Source organism: Streptomyces sp. CB01249 (genome assembly GCF_001905735.1).
Lineage (GTDB): Bacteria > Actinomycetota > Actinomycetes > Streptomycetales > Streptomycetaceae > Streptomyces.
Genome location: NZ_LISW01000008.1, coordinates 212,440 through 228,875, shown reverse-complemented (window position 1 = coordinate 228,875; position 16,436 = coordinate 212,440). Strand labels below are relative to the sequence as shown.

The window sequence follows — 16,436 nt, the reverse complement described above, 5'->3', positions numbered from 1 at the left end:
GGACAGACCATGACCGGCGTCGCCCCACCGGCCCACGTACCCCCCGCCTACGACCCGGCGGCCCCCGAGACGGCCACCACCCTGCCGGTGGGCCGGCCGGCGACCGTACGGGCCTACGTGCTGGAGCTGATGCGGCGCCACCGTAAGCCGTTCATCGTGGTGACCCTGCTCAACACGTTCGCGGTGGTCTCCTCCATCGTGGGCCCGTACCTGCTGGGCGGGCTCGTGGAGGACCTGTCCGACGGGGTCCGCGACCTGCATCTGGAGCGCACCGCCGCGGTGTTCGCGTGCGCGCTCGTGGTGCAGACGGTCGCCACCCGGATCATGCGGCTGCGCAGCGCCATGCTGGGCGAGGAGATGCTCGCGGACCTGCGCGAGGACTTCCTCGTGCGCTCGGTGCGGCTGCCTCCGGGCGTGCTGGAGCGGGCCGGTACGGGCGATCTGCTGTCCCGGATCACCACGGACATCGACCGGCTGGCCAACGCCATGCGCGAGGCCGTCCCGCAGCTGACGATCGGCGTGGTGTGGGTGGGCCTGCTGGTCGCCGCCCTCACCGTCACCGCTCCCCCGCTGGCCCTCGCGGTGGTCGTGGCGCTTCCGGTGCTGCTCATCGGCTGCCGCTGGTACTTCCGCCGCGGCCCGGCGGCGTACCGCTCGGAGGCCGCCGGTTACGCGGCGGTCGCCGCGGCCCTGGCGGAGACCGTGGACGCGGGGCGGACCGTGGAGGCGCACCGGCTGGGGGCGCGCCGGGTCGCGCTGTCGGACCTGCGCGTCAAGCAGTGGACGTCATGGGAGCGGTACACGCTCTTCCTGCGGACGGTGCTGTTCCCGGTCGTCAACATCACGTACGCGACGATCCTCGGCGCGGTCCTGCTGCTGGGCGGCTGGTTCGTCATCGAGGGGTGGATGACCGTCGGTCAGCTCACCACGGGTGCGCTGCTCGCGCAGATGATGGTGGACCCGATCGGTCTGATCCTGCGCTGGTACGACGAGCTGCAGGTGGCCCAGGTGTCGCTGGCGCGGCTGGTGGGCGTCCGGGAGATCGAGCCGGACGCGGGCGACCCCGGGGTCGTCCCGGACGGCCGGGACGTGCGGGCCGACGAGGTGCGCTTCGGGTACGTGGACGGGGTCGACGTGCTGCACCGGGTGTCGCTGGACGTCGCGCCGGGTACGCGGCTGGCGCTGGTCGGCCCGTCGGGCGCGGGCAAGTCGACGCTGGGGCGGCTGCTGGCGGGGATCTGCGCGCCCCGGACCGGTGACGTCACGCTCGGCGGGGCCGAGCTGTCGCGGATGGCGACGGAGCGGGTGCGGTCGCACGTGGCGCTGGTCAACCAGGAGCACCATGTGTTCGTGGGCTCGCTGCGGGACAACCTGCGGCTGGCCCGTACGGACGCCGAGGACGCGGAGCTGTGGGCGTCGCTCGCCGCGGTCGACGCCGACGGCTGGGCGCGGGCGCTGGACAAGGGGCTCGACGCGGAGGTCGGTTCGGGCGGTCTGGTGATCACCCCGGCGCAGGCCCAGCAGATCGCGCTCGCCCGGCTGGTGCTGGCCGATCCGCACACGCTGGTTCTGGACGAGGCGACCTCGCTGCTCGATCCCCGGGCGGCCCGCAACCTGGAGCGGTCACTCGCCCGGGTGCTGGAGGGCCGCACGGTGGTGGCGATCGCGCACCGGCTGCACACCGCGCACGACGCGGACGTGATCGCCGTGGTCGAGCAGGGCCGGATCACGGAGCTGGGCAGCCACGACGAGCTGGTGGCGGCGGACGGGGCGTACGCGGCGCTCTGGCGCTCCTGGCACGGGTGACACGGCGCCCGGGGGCCGGTGCGCCGGTCCCCGGGCGGCTCGCTCAGATGACGTTCATCGCGGCGGCCGCGCCCACGCCGCCCAGGATCATGAAGACCGGCATCAGCACCTTGATCTCCACCCAGCTGCCGGCCTTGAAGCGCATGGCCTTGGGCGGGCCGATCGGGTACCAGCGCTTGCGGCCCAGCGGGATCGGCCACAGGATCGGGCAGCCCGAGACGGTCAGCGCGTCGCCGATGTCGTGGACGAGGGCGCCGAGCACGATCGGCAGCCCGAGCCAGAGGTATTCCTGACCGGGGTCGGTGAAGAGCCAGTCGGCGCCGTTGCCCGGCTTGTCGAGGATCCCGGCGAGGATCCACGCGCTGGTCGCGCCGAGCAGCCACACCAGGACGTCGCTGGAGACGCGGGCGGCCCGCCAGAGCAGCCCTTCGACGGCGAGGACCAGGTGAACGAAGAGGATCGCGAGGACCCCCCAGCGCCCGCCGGTGTACGCGACGGCGGAGGCGCCCGCTCCGATCAGAACGGCCCAGACCCAGGTGTGGGTGAGGGTGCGGTGTCCGCCGTTGCGGTTGGAGTCGCCCCGCAGCTTGGTGGCCTTGTAGACGGCGTGCGAGAGCTTGTCGACGATCTCGCACACCCCGCGTGAGAGGGGCCCGAAGGCGCGCGAGATGGTCGCCGATTTGTGGTCGAGGTCGGGGGCGAGTGCGGCGCCCGCGCTGATCAGCGCCCCGACGACGAGGACGGGCCACGGCATGGTGTGGCCGGTGGCCGCGGCCGCGGCACCCACCCCCAGCCAGGCCGCCGCCCCTGACAGAGAGTGTGCCGGTCCCATCATGACTGCCGAGCCCCCGTAGGTGTCGCCGAGTGCGCCCGGTGGTGGCCGGACGCGGGATTCCGGCCATCGCCGTTGCGGTGTGGCCGAGTTGAGAGGGAAGCGTATCGTCCGTGATCTTCGGGCCGTCGTCCGGTTCCCTCATCGGGGTGGAAGACAGGCAAGATGGGGGCGTGACCCTTATCGATCAGCTGCCACCGACCGACGACCCCGACGCCCTCTTCGAGGCTTTCTCGTCCTGGACCGAGACGCAGGGGATCACCCTCTACCCCGCTCAGGAGGAGGCGCTGATCGAGGTGGTCTCCGGGGCCAACGTGATCCTCTCCACGCCCACGGGGTCCGGGAAGAGCCTGGTCGCGGCGGGTGCGCACTTCACGGCGCTGGCCCAGGACAAGGTCACCTTCTACACCGCGCCGATCAAGGCGCTGGTCTCGGAGAAGTTCTTCGATCTGTGCAAGCTGTTCGGTACGGAGAACGTCGGCATGCTCACCGGGGACGCCTCGGTCAACGCCGACGCCCCGGTGATCTGCTGCACCGCCGAGGTGCTGGCCTCGATCGCGCTGCGTGACGGGAAGTACGCGGACATCGGCCAGGTCGTGATGGACGAGTTCCACTTCTACGCGGAGCAGGACCGGGGCTGGGCGTGGCAGATCCCGATCCTGGAGCTGCCGCAGGCGCAGTTCGTCCTGATGTCGGCGACGCTCGGCGACGTCCGGATGTTCGAGGAGGACCTGACGCGGCGCACCGGCCGCCCGACCTCCGTGATCCGCTCGGCGACCCGTCCGGTCCCGCTGAGCTACGAGTACCGGCTGACGCCGATCACCGAGACGCTCACGGAGCTGCTGGAGACCCGGCAGTCGCCGGTGTACATCGTGCACTTCACGCAGGCGGCGGCGGTGGAGCGGGCGCAGTCGCTGATGAGCATCAACATGTGCACCAAGGAGGAGAAGGAGAAGATCGCCGATCTCATCGGCAACTTCCGCTTCACCACCAAGTTCGGCCAGAACCTCTCGCGGTACGTGCGCCACGGGATCGGGGTGCACCACGCGGGCATGCTCCCCAAGTACCGCAGGCTGGTGGAGAAGCTGGCGCAGGCGGGTCTGCTGAAGGTGATCTGCGGTACGGACACGCTGGGCGTCGGCGTCAACGTACCGATCCGCACGGTGCTGTTCACCGCGCTCACCAAGTACGACGGCACCCGGGTGCGGACGCTGCGGGCGCGGGAGTTCCACCAGATCGCCGGGCGGGCGGGCCGGGCGGGCTTCGACACGGCGGGCTTCGTCGTGGCGCAGGCCCCGGAGCACGTCATCGAGAACGAGAAGGCGGTCAAGAAGGCGGGTGACGACCCGAAGAAGAAGCGGAAGGTCGTCCGCAAGAAGGCCCCCGAGGGCTTCGTGGCCTGGTCGGAGACCACGTTCGACAAGCTGATCCAGTCCGATCCGGAGCCGCTGACCTCGCGTTTCCGGGTCACGCACACGATGCTGCTCTCGGTGATCGCCCGTCCGGGCAACGCCTTCGAGGCGATGCGGCATCTGCTGGAGGACAACCACGAGCCGCGCCGGGCGCAGCTGCGGCACATCCGCCGGGCCATCGCGATCTACCGGTCGCTGCTGGACGGGGGTGTGGTGGAGCAGCTGGACGAGCCGGACGCGGAGGGCCGCATCGTGCGGCTGACCGTGGATCTCCAGCAGGACTTCGCGCTGAACCAGCCGCTGTCCACGTTCGCGCTGGCCGCGTTCGAGCTGCTGGACCCGGACTCGCCGTCGTACGCCCTGGACATGGTCTCCGTGGTGGAGTCGACGCTGGACGATCCGCGCCAGATCCTGGCGGCGCAGCAGAACAAGGCGCGCGGTGAGGCGGTCGGGCAGATGAAGGCCGACGGCATCGAGTACGAGGAGCGGATGGAGCTGCTCCAGGAGGTGACGTACCCGAAGCCGCTGAGCGAGCTGCTGTGGCACGCGTACGACGTCTACCGGCGCAGCCACCCGTGGGTGGGCGACCATCCGGTGTCGCCGAAGTCGGTGATCCGTGACATGTACGAACGGGCCATGACGTTCACGGAGTTCACGTCGAACTACGAGCTGGCGCGGACCGAGGGCATCGTGCTGCGGTATCTGGCGAGTGCGTACAAGGCGCTGGAGCACACCATTCCGGACGACCTGAAGTCCGAGGACCTGGAGGATCTGATCGCCTGGCTGGGCGAGATGGTCCGGCAGGTCGACTCCAGTCTGCTGGACGAGTGGGAGCAGCTGGCCAACCCCGAGGTGGAGACCGCCGAGCAGGCGCAGGAGCGGGCGGACGAGGTCAAGCCGGTCACGGCGAACGCCCGCGCGTTCCGGGTGCTGGTGCGCAACGCGATGTTCCGCCGGGTGGAGCTGGCCGCGCTGGACCGGGTCCGCGATCTGGGCGAGCTGGACGCGGACGCTGGCTGGGACGAGGACGCGTGGGGCGAGGCGATGGACGCGTACTGGGACGAGTACGAGGAGCTGGGCACCGGTCCGGACGCGCGCGGCCCGAAGCTGCTGAAGATCGAGGAGGACGCGGCGCACGGGGTGTGGCGGGTCCGCCAGACGTTCGCCGACCCGAACGGCGACCATGACTGGGGCATCAGCGCGGAGGTCGACCTCGCCGCGTCGGACGAGGAGGGCCGGGCGGTCGTGCGGGTCACGTCCGTGGGCCAGCTGTGAGAGTGGAGAAGAACGGCATGACGAACCCCGCCGAGCGCCTGGTCGATCTGCTCGACCTGGAGCGGATCGAGGTCAACATCTTCCGGGGCCGGAGCCCCGACGAGTCGCTTCAGCGGGTCTTCGGCGGCCAGGTCGCGGGACAGGCGCTGGTGGCGGCGGGCCGCACCACGGACGGGGACCGGCCGGTGCACTCGCTGCACGCGTACTTCCTGCGGCCGGGACGTCCCGGGGTGCCGATCGTGTACGACGTGGAGCGCGTCCGGGACGGCAGGTCGTTCACCACCCGCCGGGTGACGGCGGTCCAGCAGGGCCGCACGATCTTCAACCTGACGGCGTCGTTCCACCGCCCGGAGGAGGCGGGCTTCGAGCACCAGCTGCCGCCCGCCCGGGTGGTGCCGGACCCGGAGGAGCTGCCGACGGTCGCCGAGGAGGTGCGCGAGCACCTGGGCGGTCTGCCGGAGGCCCTGGAACGGATGGCACGGCGCCAGCCGTTCGACATCCGGTACGTGGACCGGCTGCGCTGGACGCGCGAGGAGATCAAGGACGCGGACCCGCGCAGCGCGGTGTGGATGCGTGCGGTGGGGCCGCTGGGCGACGATCCGCTGGTGCACACCTGCGCGTTGACGTACGCGAGTGACATGACGCTCCTGGACGCGGTCCGCATCCCGGTGGAACCGCTGTGGGGGCCGCGCGGCTTCGACATGGCGTCGCTGGACCACGCGATGTGGTTCCACCGGCCGTTCCGGGCGGACGAGTGGTTCCTGTACGACCAGGAGTCGCCGGTCGCGACGGGCGGGCGGGGTCTGGCACGCGGCCGGATCTACGACCGGGCGGGCAATCTGCTGGTGTCGGTGGTGCAGGAGGGCCTGTTCCGGCGGCTGGACGTCGCGCCGTCCGCGTAACTCCCTCAGACGGTAGAGCTACTGTTCGACTTCCCGATCATCACAACGGAGGAGCGCGCACGTGGCCACCGTCCTGAAAGTGAGTCCCGTCGCGACGGGGAGGAAGCCGCGCAAGGGCGAGCCGCCGCTTCCTCCCGTCTCTCCCTTCAGCCATGTCGTCAAGGTCGCGGACGGGCCGGCCGGTGAGTCGCGGGTGCTGGCCCATCTGGAGCGGGAACTGCCGCCGGGCGGCATACCGGCGTACCTCGCCGCCCGCAAGGACGGCGCCCGTTCCTTCGTCCTGTGGGCCGACCCGGAGCGCCGCGCCCGGCTGGCAACGGTCGTCACCGCGTCATCCGGTGACGGGGTATCGGCGTACCAGGTGCTGGGCGGTTACGGCGAGGTGCTGGGCACGGTCGTCCGCGAGAAGGCGTGCTCGGGCAAGGGCCTGCGCACCCGCTGGACGGTCGCCCAGACCGGCTGCCCCGAGGCCGTCGGACTCAAGGGCCGGATCTTCTGGTGGTACGTGTGGTGGCTCCTGTTCCCGCTGTGGCTGGCCATCGGCGTGGGCAGCCTGGTGAGCGGCGGCGGCGACGTACCGCGCGGGCCCCGGCGCATCCGCTGGCGGGCGGCCGGTGAGACCCCGTTCGAGTTCCATTCCGACGGCGAGGTCGTCGTCCACGCGCAGTGGACCGATCAGCGGCTGGCGGCGGCGCTGACGGCGCTGATCACGTCGTTCGACAGCTGGCTGGGCACGCCCTGGGACGACAAGCGGGAGTAGCGGCCCCGGTCACCTCCGGTACCGCTCGGCCACCGCCCGGAAGGCGGCCTTGGGCTCCCACTCCATGTCGGGGTAGGTCTGCCCGCGGCGCCCTTCGAGGAGTTTGACGATGCCCAGTCCCGCCCGGTCCAGGTCGTCCCTGGGGTCGCCGTCCGGGCGGTGCGGGTAGCCGGGCAGCGCGAACAGGAAGACGAACGCGCTGTCCACGCCCTCCGTCTCGAAGACCTCCAGGAGTTCGCTCAGATACGCGGCCTGGCCGGCCTCGTCGCGCTCGTAGACGCCGTTCAGCCGGACCGGGTCCTTGGTCAGCGGGTCGTGCTCGACCACGTCCAGGACCCGCCCGCCCCGGTCCCCCGCGCCCCGGTAGGCCGCGGTGCCGAAGCCGGTGACGGCGAGCGGCTTCGGGCCCCGGGCCAGGGTGCGGACCGCGTCGCGGAACCGGTCGGCGATCTCGGCGGAGCGGAGCAGCTCGTACGTCACGATGTCGAACGGGTCCCAGTCCACCTGCTCGAACTGGATGGCCGCGTACGTGAGGGTGCCCCGGTAGTGCGCGCGGACGGCGGCCACGGCGTCGCGGAGGAACCCGTTGACGCGGACGCCGAGTTCGCGGATCGCGTCGGCCCGGTGCTCGGGGCGGCTCATCAGCCGCCCGACCCGTTCCTCGGGGCTTTCCCCGGGCAGGAACCCCCGGTTCATCACGCTCAGCTCGACGCCCGCGACGAACACGACCGCGGCGCCCTCCCGCCGGAGCCGTTCCGCCCGTGCGGCGCAGTCACGGAAGAGCGTGAGGATCTGCTCCGTCTCCAGCTCCAGCGGATAGGGCGAGAACCAGACCTCCAGGCCGAGTTCGGCGGCGGCGATCGCGGCCTGTTCCAGCCGGTCCGGGTCGCCGCCGGTGATCTGGACCGCGTTGCAGTGCAGGTCGTCGCGGATGATCGCGAGCTCGCGCCGGACCACCGCGAGGTCGAAGTGCTCGCGGGATGTGCGGCCGTTCAGCACGAATCCGGTGTCGTAGGTCATTCCTCTGGCCCGCATGGTGGCGTCCTCTCCGTCGGTCCGTTCGGGTCGGGCCGAGGCTGACAGGAAAAGTGCGTGCACGCAAGTTTGCGTGCACGCAGCCTCTGTGGAACGCTGGCGGCGTGACGACACCACCGGGGCTGCGGGAGCGCAAGAAGCAGGCCACTCGCGAGGCGCTGCGCGAGGCGGCGCTGCGCCTGGCCGTCGAGCGCGGGCCGGACCGGGTGCGGGTCGAGGACATCGCCGAGGCGGCCGGCGTCTCGCCGCGCACCTACAACAACTACTTCGCCAGCCGCGAGCAGGCGATCGTCGCCGCCGTCACCGCCGACCGGGAGGCGCGCGTCGCGGCGTCCGTCGCGGCCCGGCCCGCGGACGTCCGCCTGGCCGACGCCGTGACCGATGCGGTGGTCGAGCAGTACACGGACCCCGGCGCGCACGGCCAGGAGGCGCTGCTGCTCGTCACCACCCGGCCCGCGCTGCGCGACGCCTACCTCGACGCCACCGCCTCCATCGAACCGCCGCTGACAACGGCCCTCGCGGCCCGCCTGGACGACGCCTCGGCACCGGCCGCCCGCGTCCTCGCGGCGAGCACGGCCGCCGCGGTCCGCATCGCGCTGGAAGGCTGGATCCGGCCGACCGGGGACCCGGGAGGGCTGGTCGTGCCCGCCGGCTCCCTGTCCGACCGGCTCCGCGCGGCGCTGGCCCCGCTCGCGCCCGCGTTCGACGGCGCCGAGGGCCGCGCCCGGCCGTGAGCGGCTAGCCCTTCCGGGCGATCCAGCCCCCTGATTACGTCTCCCGGCGCGAGCCCTCGCGCTCGCCGTGTGCGGCGGCGCGGATGGTGGTCACGCGCGCTGCCGCGGGGGCGCGCGGGAGGAGGCGGGTGGATGTCGGCGGATCAGGTGTACGCGGGGGTCGGGCTGATCGTGGTCCTCGCGGTCGGCTCGCAGTTGCTGGCGAGCCGGTTGCGGGTACCGGCGCTGCTCGTACTGCTCCCGGCCGGGTTCACCGCCGGGGCGCTCACGGACAACGTCGATCCGCAGCGGCTGCTCGGGAACTCCTTCTCACCGCTGGTGTCGCTGGCGGTGGCCGTGATCCTCTACGACGCCGGGCTGGGGCTGGACCTGAGGCGGCTGAAGGGGCACAACCGGCGGGTGGTGATCCGGCTGCTGTGGCTGGGCACGCTACTGACGATGGTGTCCGCCGCGCTGTTCGCCGTACCGGTGCTGGACATGTCGGCGCAGGCGGCGGTCATGCTGGCGACGATCCTCGTGGTGTCCGGCCCGACGGTCGTGGGGCCGCTGCTCGCCTTCGTACGGCCCACCGAGCGGTTGCGGCGGATCCTCGTCTGGGAGGGTTCGCTGATCGATCCGGTCGGCGGCATCCTGGGGGCGCTGGTCTTCCACGGGGTCCTCGCGGGCAGCAGGCCCGGGTTCGGCACCGGTTTCGGGCACTTCCTGGCCAGCGCGGCGCTGGGCCTGGGGGCGGGCGCGGTCGGCGCGGGGGTGCTGTGGCTGGTGCTGCGGCGGGTGCGGCTCAGCGAGGAACTGGCGACCTCGGTACAACTGGCCGCCGTGATCGGGGTGGCCGCCGCCTGCGACGCGCTGCGCGACGACACGGGGCTGATCTCCGCCGTGGTCATGGGGATGGCCCTGGCCAACCTGCCGGGCCTGGAACTCCCCACACGCCGGCCGTTCTTCGAGACGCTGGTCTCCCTGATCATCGGGCTGCTGTTCGTCTCCATCTCCGCGACGGTCACCCCGGAGTCCCTGCGGCACGTGGTGCTGCCCTCGCTGGCTCTGACCGCCCTCCTCGTCCTGGTGACCCGGCCGCTCATCGCGCACCTCGCGGCGGCCGGCACCGACGTACCCGCGCGGGAGCGGTGGTTCATCGGCTGGATGGCGCCCCGGGGCATCGTCGCCGCGGCCACCGCCTCCACGTTCTCCGCCGAACTCGCCGCGCACCACATCGCCGGTGCCGGGCGCATCCTGCCCGCGACCTTCGTGGTGATCGTCGCGACGGTCACGCTCTACGGCCTGACGGCGTTCCCGGTGGCGCGGCGGCTCGGGGTGCTGCGGCCGGCCCGGTCCAGGCCGTTGCTGGTGGGCGGGGCGCCCTGGGCGGTCGACCTGGCCCGCGCCCTGAGCGCGGCGGGGCTCGACGTGCTGATGTGGGCGGGCGCGGACGAGGAGCGGGCGCGGATCGAGGCAGCGGGGCTCGAACTGGCACCGGGCGAGCTGATGGCCTCGGCGGAGGGGTTCGGCGCGGTGCTCGAAGGGATCACCGATGTCCTGCTGCTCACCGGTGAGGACGACTTCAACGCGCTGGCCTCGCTCACGCTCCGGGAGAGCGTCGAGGGGGCGGTGCACCGCCTGGCGCCGTCCGCCGCGAGCGAGGGGGTGGTGGCCCCGTACGCCGGGGGCGAGGCGCTGTTCGACGCTGGCCTCACCCGGCCCGAGATCGTCCGGCGGTACGAGGCCGGGGCGCGGGTGGTGACGCGGGCGGCGGACGGCCCTCCGGCGGCCGGGGAGCATGTGCTCTTCGTGGTGCGTCCGGAGGGCCGGCTGGTCCCGGTCACGGACGGCGTGCGCCCGGAGCCGGTCCCGGGCGACACGCTCATTCTGCTGACGGAGGCGTGAGGTCTCACGCCTTCGCGCGGCCGCTCCCGTCCGTGCAGAGCGCCCAGATGATGAAGACGTCGATGGCGATGAGCACGAGGGACCACAGCGGATAGTGCGGCAGCCAGGCGAAGTTGGCGAGTGCGCCGAGTCCGGCGAGGATCACGCCGACGACGCGCGCCCAGAGGGCTCCGGTGAACAGGGCGCAGCCCGCGAGGACGATGACAATGCCGAGGATGAGGTGGATCCAGCCCCAGCCGGTCAGGTTGAACTGGAAGACGTAATTGCGCGTGGCGACGAAGACGTCGTCCTTGGCGATGGCGGAGATCCCCTGGAAGATCGCCATGACTCCACCGAAGATCATCAGCACCGCAGCGAACGCGGTCCAGCCCGTTCTGAAGGGGTGGTGTGATCCGTCGGTGCCTTGTGGAGCTGCCGGTGCGCTGCCCGTGCTGGCCATCTCGGGCCTCCTTTGCTCGCACGGTCGCCCGGCACGGACCGGATCCAAACCGGACGTTCCGCTTCCAGAGTGTCACGGGTGGGCGTGTCCGGCAGAACGGCGGAAAGAGGGCCGAGGGACCGGGCGTCCGCCGCCGCGCACCGTCCGCTTAGGATCACGTCGCAGCCGGTCCGCGCGGAAATGCGGCCCGGCGTTCCGTGGAAGGACCTGCCCCATGACCGAGATCGTCCCGGTGTCCGGCCCCGAGCTGGTCACCTACGCCGACGAGCTGGCCGCCCTGCTGGTGGAGACCGTCGAGAACGGCTCGTCCGTCGGCTTCCTCGCACCCCTTGACCGGGACGCCGCCGCCGACTGGTGGCGCGCGCGGGCCGCGTCCGTCGAGGCGGACGGGCTGCGAGTGTGGATCGCCCGGGACGGGGAACGCATCGCGGGCACCATCGGCCTGGTCCGGGCGCCGCTGCCCAACGCCCGCCACCGCGCGGAGGTGGCCAAGCTGATGGTCCGCCCCTCGGCGCGCGGGCGCGGGCTCGGCCGTGAGCTGCTGGCCGCGGCCGAGCGCACGGCGGCCGACGAGGGCGTCACGCTGCTGGTCCTGGACACCGAGAGCGGCAGCCCGGCGGAACGGCTGTACCGCGCGGCGGGCTGGACGGAGTGCGGTTCCGTTCCGGACTACGCGGCCGGGCCCGACGGGGTCCTGAAGCCGACGACCTTCTACTACAAGGCGGTCGGCCGCGATACGGACGTACCCCTGGGGTGAGAATGGGCCGGGAAGACACCGACGAGGAGACATCCATGACGCTGTACGACATTCCGCTGCGCACCCTCACCGGCGAGCCGACCTCGCTGGGCGACTACCGCGGCCGGGCGGTGCTGCTGGTGAACGTGGCATCGAAGTGCGGGCTGACCCCGCAGTACGCGGGTCTGGAGCGGCTCCAGAAGGAGTACGGGGACCGGGGCCTCACCGTGCTCGGCGTGCCGTGCAACCAGTTCGGCGGCCAGGAGCCGGGGACCGCCGAGGAGATCGAGACCTTCTGCTCGACCACGTACGGGGTGAGCTTCCCGCTGCTGGAGAAGACCGAGGTGAACGGCGCGAACCGGCACCCGCTGTACGTGGAACTGACCCGTCTCGCGGACGCCGGGGGCGAGGCCGGGGACGTCCAGTGGAACTTCGAGAAGTTCCTGATCTCCCCGGCGGGCGAGCCGGTCGCCCGCATCCGCCCCCGCACGGAGCCGGACGCGCCCGAGCTGGTGAAGGCGATCGAGGCCCAGCTGCCCGGCTAGGCGCGGCTGAGCAGTACGGAGCCCTTGGGGTAAGTGGCATCGCCGCCCACGTTCGCCACCTGGATGAGGACGGGGGTGCCCTCCTTGATGTTGCCCGTCTTCCACGACGTGCAGTACGGCGAGGTGTGGCCGCGGGTGGTGGCCGTGCGGTCCCAGGTGCCGTCCCGGCCGATGTCGAGCTTCACCTCGATGCTCCAGCCGTCGGCGGTGGTGTCGCAGGCGCGGATGGAGTCGCCGGGGGCACCGCCGTACGGGTCCGCGTTCCACTCCCCGTAACCGCCGAAGACGGCGTCGACCGACCGGGGCTCGGCGTGCGCCGTCGTCTGCACGGTGACCACGAGCCCGAAGGCCGCCGCCGCCGTCACCGCGATCCGTGCACCGGATCTCGCCATGCCTGCTCCCTCCACCACCCGGTCACGATCTCCACCGGGAATCTACAGGTACATGGCAGGTGCACACCATCGTGAGTGCCCCACGACCACGGCCCCCGCCCCCGGCGTGAACCGGGGACGGGGGCCGTGGTCGCCGTACGGGCGTCGCGGCGCGGTCAGCGGATGGGCATGCCCGACAGGGTGCGGGCGATGACCAGGCGCTGGATCTCGCTGGTGCCCTCGAAGATGGTGTAGATCGCGGCGTCCCGGTGCATGCGCTCCACCGGGTACTCGCGGGTGAAGCCGTTGCCGCCGAGGATCTGGACGGCCTGGGCGGTGACCTTCTTGGCCGTCTCGCTCGCGTACAGCTTGGACATGGAGCCCTCGGCCGACTCGAACGGCTTGCCGGTGGTGGCCATCCAGGAGGCGCGCCAGACCAGCAGCCGGGCCGCGTCGATCTGGGTCCGCATGTCGGCGAGCTGGAAGGCGACGCCCTGGTTGTCGATGATCGGGCGGCCGAACTGGGTCCGCGTCTTCGCGTAGTCGAGCGCCACCTCGTACGCGGCGCGGGCGGTACCGACCGCCATCGCGCCGACGGCCGGGCGGGACGCCTCGAAGGTGGCCATCGCGGCGTTCTTCACGCGCTCGCCACCGGTGGCGGCGCGCTCGCGGGCGCGGGCGAGGCGCTGGTCCAGCTTCTCCTTGCCGCCGAGCAGGCAGTGGCCCGGGACGCGCACATCCTCCAGGACGACCTCGGCGGTGTGCGAGGCGCGGATGCCGTGCTTCTTGAACTTCTGGCCCTGAGAGAGGCCGGGGGTGTCCGGCGGCACGATGAAGGAGGCGTGGCCCTTGGAGCCGAGCTCGGGGTCGACCACCGCGACCACGACGTGGACGTTGGCGATGCCGCCGTTGGTCGCCCAGGTCTTGGTGCCGTTGAGCACCCACTCGTCCTTGGCCTGGTCGTAGACCGCGCGGGTGCGCATCGAGGCGACGTCGGAACCGGCGTCGGGCTCGGAGGAGCAGAAGGCCGCGACCTTCACGTCGTCGGCGTCCCCGTACATCTGCGGGATCCAGGTGCCGATCTGCTCCTCGGTGCCGTTGGCGAGGACGCCGACGGCCGCCAGGCCCGTGCCGACGATCGACAGGGCGATCCCGGCGTCGCCCCAGAACAGCTCCTCCATGGCCATCGGGATGCCGAGGCCCGTAGGATCGAAGAACTGCTGGGCGTAGAAGTCGAGGGAGTAGATCCCGACCTTGGCCGCCTCCTGGATGACGGGCCAGGGCGTCTCCTCACGCTCGTCCCACTCCGAAGCGGCCGGACGGATCACGTCCGCGGCGAAGCCGTGGAGCCAGTCACGGACCTGCTTCTGGTCATCGTTGAGCTCGAGCGTGAACTCGGCCATGTTCCCCTCCACGTACTGCCGTCGAAACGCCTCGTTACTTGCGGTAACAACAGTCTGTTACTGGCAAGTAGCCTGTGTCAACCGCATGAGACGCCATCCGCACCCCGCCGGACAGGGTGTTACGTTGCGCAGGCACGACGGACAGGCACGGTCAGGGGTGGGAGAGACGACATGGAGACCACACGACAGGCCGAGCGCCAGCGGACCACGGCCGAGCGCCGCCGCCGAGAGCTGCTCGACGCCGCCGACCGCGTGGTGCTCAGGGACGGCCCCGGCGCCTCGATGAACGCCATCGCGGCGGAGGCGGGCATCACGAAGCCGATCCTCTACCGGCATTTCGGCGACAAGGGCGGGCTCTACCGGGCCCTCGCCAAGCGGCACACCGACGCACTGCTGAGCGCCCTGCGCGCCGCGCTCGACGCCCCGGCGGAGCGGCGCGCCCGGGTCGAGTCGACGCTCGACACCTACCTCGCGGCGATCGAGGCCCGCCCGCAGGTGTACCGCTTCCTGATGCATCCGTCCGACGACGCGACCCCCTCCCCCGAGCAGGGCTTCGACGTGGGCCGGCACTCCGCACCGCTGCTGCGCCGCCTGGGCGAGGAGCTGGCCATGGTGATCGCGGAGCGGGTGGATCTCGGCCCGGACAGCGAGGCGATGGCCCGGATCTGGGGCCACGGCATCGTCGGCATGATGCACGCGGCCGGTGACTGGTGGCTGGGCGAACGCCCTTGCTCGCGCGAGCAGTTGGTCCGCAGCCTCGCCGACCTCCTCTGGGGCAGGCTGGCCGAGGCGGGCGACCGCGCGGACGGGCCCGGTTTCTGACGGGCCGCCGGCCGGTCAGTCGTTACGCGCCCACGGCGCCCGGCGCGCCGCGCGCAGCACCCGCGCCCGGCGCAGCCCGGTCAGCCGGTCGGTGTAGACCCGGCCCTCCAGGTGGTCGCACTCGTGCTGGAGGCAGCGGGCGAAGAACCCGGTGCCGTCGATCCGGACCGGCTCGCCGGTCACGGTGACGCCCTCGACCACCGCATGGTCGAAGCGCGGGGTGCCGGCCTCCAGACCGGGGAGCGAGAGGCAGCCCTCGGAGCCGCGCACCGTAATCCCGTCCGCCTCCACGAGGACCGGGTTCACCACGTGACCGAGGTGGCGCACGTCCTCGTCGTCGGGGCAGTCGAAGACGAACACCCGTGACGGCACACCGATCTGGTTGGCGGCGAGCCCGACGCCCCGCGCCTCGTACATCGTGGCGAACATGTCCTCGACCAGCCGGGCGAGCGACGGGCCGAACTCCGTGACCGGTTCGCACGGCGCGTGCAGGACGGGGTCGCCGAGCAGGCTCATGGTGCGGACGATGCCGGAGCTGCCGGGGATCGGGCGGTTGCGCATGGCGGTCATCGTACGTTCCACGGGGTGGCACCGGAGACGCCGGACAGCCTGCGTCAACGCCCTTGCCCCGGTCACCCGGGCGGACGCGGCGGGCCGTGGGCGATCATGGGCGGATGGACACCCGCTTCCTCGGTATCGCCGAGCTGTCCGCGACCCCGTCCGTGGCGGTCGTCGTCGACGTCATGCGCGCATACACCGTGGCGGCCTGGGCCTTCGCCCGGGGCGCGGAGAAGATCGTGCTCGCCGGCTCGCTGGACGAGGCGCTGGCGCTCAAGGGCCGCCACCCGGACTGGGTGGCGCTCAAGGACGGGGCGCCCGCGCCCGGGTTCGACGCCGTCAACTCTCCGGGGCAGTTGCGCTCGCGGGACCTGGGCGGCCGGACCGTGGTGCAGAAGACCACGGCGGGGACGGTCGGCGCCCTCGCGGTGAAGGACGCGCCGTTGGTGCTGTGCGCCGGCTTCGTGGTGGCGGAGGCGACGGCGCGGCTGCTGCGGGAACGCGGTGGCGGCGACGTCACCTTCGTGGTCACCGGTGAGGACGGGCGCGCCGACGAGGATCTGGCGTGCGCCCAGTACATCGCCCGCCGGGCGGCCGGGGAGGCGGTGGACGCGGCGCCGTACCTGCGCCGGGCCGGGAACTCGCGTGCAGCCGCCGAACTGGCGGAGGGCGTGCGCGAGGGGGCCCACCCCGATGACGTGGCGCTCTGTCTCGAACTCGACCGGTTCCCCTTCGCCATGGTGGCGACGCAGGAGGACTCCCTCATGGCGCTGCGCCCGTACACCGCCCCGTAGCAGACGTTCACATATCCGATCACTGAACACATGCATGACCATTGACGTGCCCATGGCGCCACTCTACGGTCGACGGAAAGCGCTTGCACCATGCCGGGCGGGAGCCCGTCCGGTTCACTCCCCCCACC

General features: G+C 72.1%; 16 protein-coding genes. 10 read left to right on the top strand and 6 right to left on the bottom strand.

What is annotated here, in order from left to right; all coding sequences use genetic code 11:
- The first annotated feature begins 9 nt into the window (after window positions 1-9).
- Complete coding sequence (locus AMK18_RS29585; protein ID WP_073865172.1) at window positions 10-1,806, top strand: ABC transporter ATP-binding protein; 1,797 nt, start codon at window positions 10-12, stop codon at window positions 1,804-1,806.
- Window positions 1,807-1,849: 43 nt separating this feature from the next.
- Here AMK18_RS29585 and AMK18_RS29580 read toward each other — a convergent pair whose 3' ends face one another.
- On the bottom strand, window positions 1,850-2,641 hold the full coding sequence (locus AMK18_RS29580) for a metal-dependent hydrolase (protein ID WP_026171803.1): 792 nt from the start codon (window positions 2,639-2,641) through the stop codon (window positions 1,850-1,852).
- Between the two features lie 170 nt (window positions 2,642-2,811).
- On the opposite strand from AMK18_RS29580, the gene AMK18_RS29575 reads away from it, so the two are divergent.
- The 3 genes from AMK18_RS29575 (at window position 2,812) to AMK18_RS29565 (ending at window position 6,987) form a co-directional block, all read left to right on the top strand.
- Window positions 2,812-5,325, top strand: coding sequence for a DEAD/DEAH box helicase (locus AMK18_RS29575; RefSeq protein WP_018105251.1), 2,514 nt, complete (start codon window positions 2,812-2,814; stop codon window positions 5,323-5,325).
- A gap of 17 nt (window positions 5,326-5,342) precedes the next feature.
- The gene (locus AMK18_RS29570) at window positions 5,343-6,227 is read left to right on the top strand and encodes an acyl-CoA thioesterase (RefSeq protein ID WP_073865261.1); all 885 of its coding nucleotides are present in this window, start codon (window positions 5,343-5,345) and stop codon (window positions 6,225-6,227) included.
- Between the two features lie 61 nt (window positions 6,228-6,288).
- Complete coding sequence (locus AMK18_RS29565) at window positions 6,289-6,987, top strand: hypothetical protein (RefSeq protein WP_073865171.1); 699 nt, start codon at window positions 6,289-6,291, stop codon at window positions 6,985-6,987.
- A gap of 9 nt (window positions 6,988-6,996) precedes the next feature.
- Here the strand turns inward: AMK18_RS29565 and AMK18_RS29560 are convergent, their stop codons facing one another.
- Complete coding sequence (locus AMK18_RS29560; protein WP_241836668.1) at window positions 6,997-8,022, bottom strand: hypothetical protein; 1,026 nt, start codon at window positions 8,020-8,022, stop codon at window positions 6,997-6,999.
- Between the two features lie 104 nt (window positions 8,023-8,126).
- On the opposite strand from AMK18_RS29560, the gene AMK18_RS29555 reads away from it, so the two are divergent.
- Together AMK18_RS29555 and AMK18_RS29550 are read left to right on the top strand one after the other, a co-directional pair.
- Complete coding sequence (locus tag AMK18_RS29555) at window positions 8,127-8,756, top strand: TetR/AcrR family transcriptional regulator (RefSeq protein ID WP_073865169.1); 630 nt, start codon at window positions 8,127-8,129, stop codon at window positions 8,754-8,756.
- A 132-nt stretch (window positions 8,757-8,888) separates the two neighbouring features.
- On the top strand, window positions 8,889-10,640 hold the full coding sequence (locus AMK18_RS29550) for a cation:proton antiporter (RefSeq protein WP_073865168.1): 1,752 nt from the start codon (window positions 8,889-8,891) through the stop codon (window positions 10,638-10,640).
- Between the two features lie 4 nt (window positions 10,641-10,644).
- Here AMK18_RS29550 and AMK18_RS29545 read toward each other — a convergent pair whose 3' ends face one another.
- Window positions 10,645-11,079 carry a DUF7144 family membrane protein gene (locus tag AMK18_RS29545; RefSeq protein ID WP_018105245.1) on the bottom strand — a complete coding sequence of 145 codons (435 nt, stop codon included), beginning with the start codon at window positions 11,077-11,079 and terminating at the stop codon, window positions 10,645-10,647.
- 214 nt (window positions 11,080-11,293) lie between these two features.
- Between AMK18_RS29545 and AMK18_RS29540 the strand changes: the two genes are divergently transcribed.
- Window positions 11,294-11,836, top strand: coding sequence for a GNAT family N-acetyltransferase (locus AMK18_RS29540; RefSeq protein WP_018105244.1), 543 nt, complete (start codon window positions 11,294-11,296; stop codon window positions 11,834-11,836).
- Window positions 11,837-11,871: 35 nt separating this feature from the next.
- Complete coding sequence (locus tag AMK18_RS29535; RefSeq protein ID WP_073865260.1) at window positions 11,872-12,360, top strand: glutathione peroxidase; 489 nt, start codon at window positions 11,872-11,874, stop codon at window positions 12,358-12,360.
- Here the strand turns inward: AMK18_RS29535 and AMK18_RS29530 are convergent.
- Both AMK18_RS29530 and AMK18_RS29525 read right to left on the bottom strand, forming a co-directional pair.
- Window positions 12,357-12,752, bottom strand: coding sequence for a hypothetical protein (locus AMK18_RS29530; protein ID WP_018105242.1), 396 nt, complete (start codon window positions 12,750-12,752; stop codon window positions 12,357-12,359). The two genes, AMK18_RS29535 and AMK18_RS29530, sit on opposite strands and share 4 nt — an antisense overlap.
- A gap of 155 nt (window positions 12,753-12,907) precedes the next feature.
- A complete protein-coding gene (locus tag AMK18_RS29525; RefSeq protein ID WP_018105241.1) occupies window positions 12,908-14,134 on the bottom strand; it encodes an acyl-CoA dehydrogenase family protein in 1,227 nt (408 codons plus the stop codon).
- Between the two features lie 171 nt (window positions 14,135-14,305).
- Between AMK18_RS29525 and AMK18_RS29520 the strand changes: the two genes are divergently transcribed.
- Window positions 14,306-14,956, top strand: coding sequence for a TetR family transcriptional regulator (locus AMK18_RS29520; RefSeq protein WP_073865167.1), 651 nt, complete (start codon window positions 14,306-14,308; stop codon window positions 14,954-14,956).
- A 15-nt stretch (window positions 14,957-14,971) separates the two neighbouring features.
- Here AMK18_RS29520 and def read toward each other — a convergent pair whose 3' ends face one another.
- Window positions 14,972-15,517: a peptide deformylase gene (gene def, locus AMK18_RS29515; protein WP_198957106.1), complete on the bottom strand. Its 546-nt coding sequence runs from the start codon at window positions 15,515-15,517 to the stop codon at window positions 14,972-14,974.
- A 113-nt stretch (window positions 15,518-15,630) separates the two neighbouring features.
- Between def and AMK18_RS29510 the strand changes: the two genes are divergently transcribed.
- Window positions 15,631-16,308: a 2-phosphosulfolactate phosphatase gene (locus AMK18_RS29510; protein WP_073865165.1), complete on the top strand. Its 678-nt coding sequence runs from the start codon at window positions 15,631-15,633 to the stop codon at window positions 16,306-16,308.
- The last annotated feature ends 128 nt before the right edge of the window (window positions 16,309-16,436 follow it).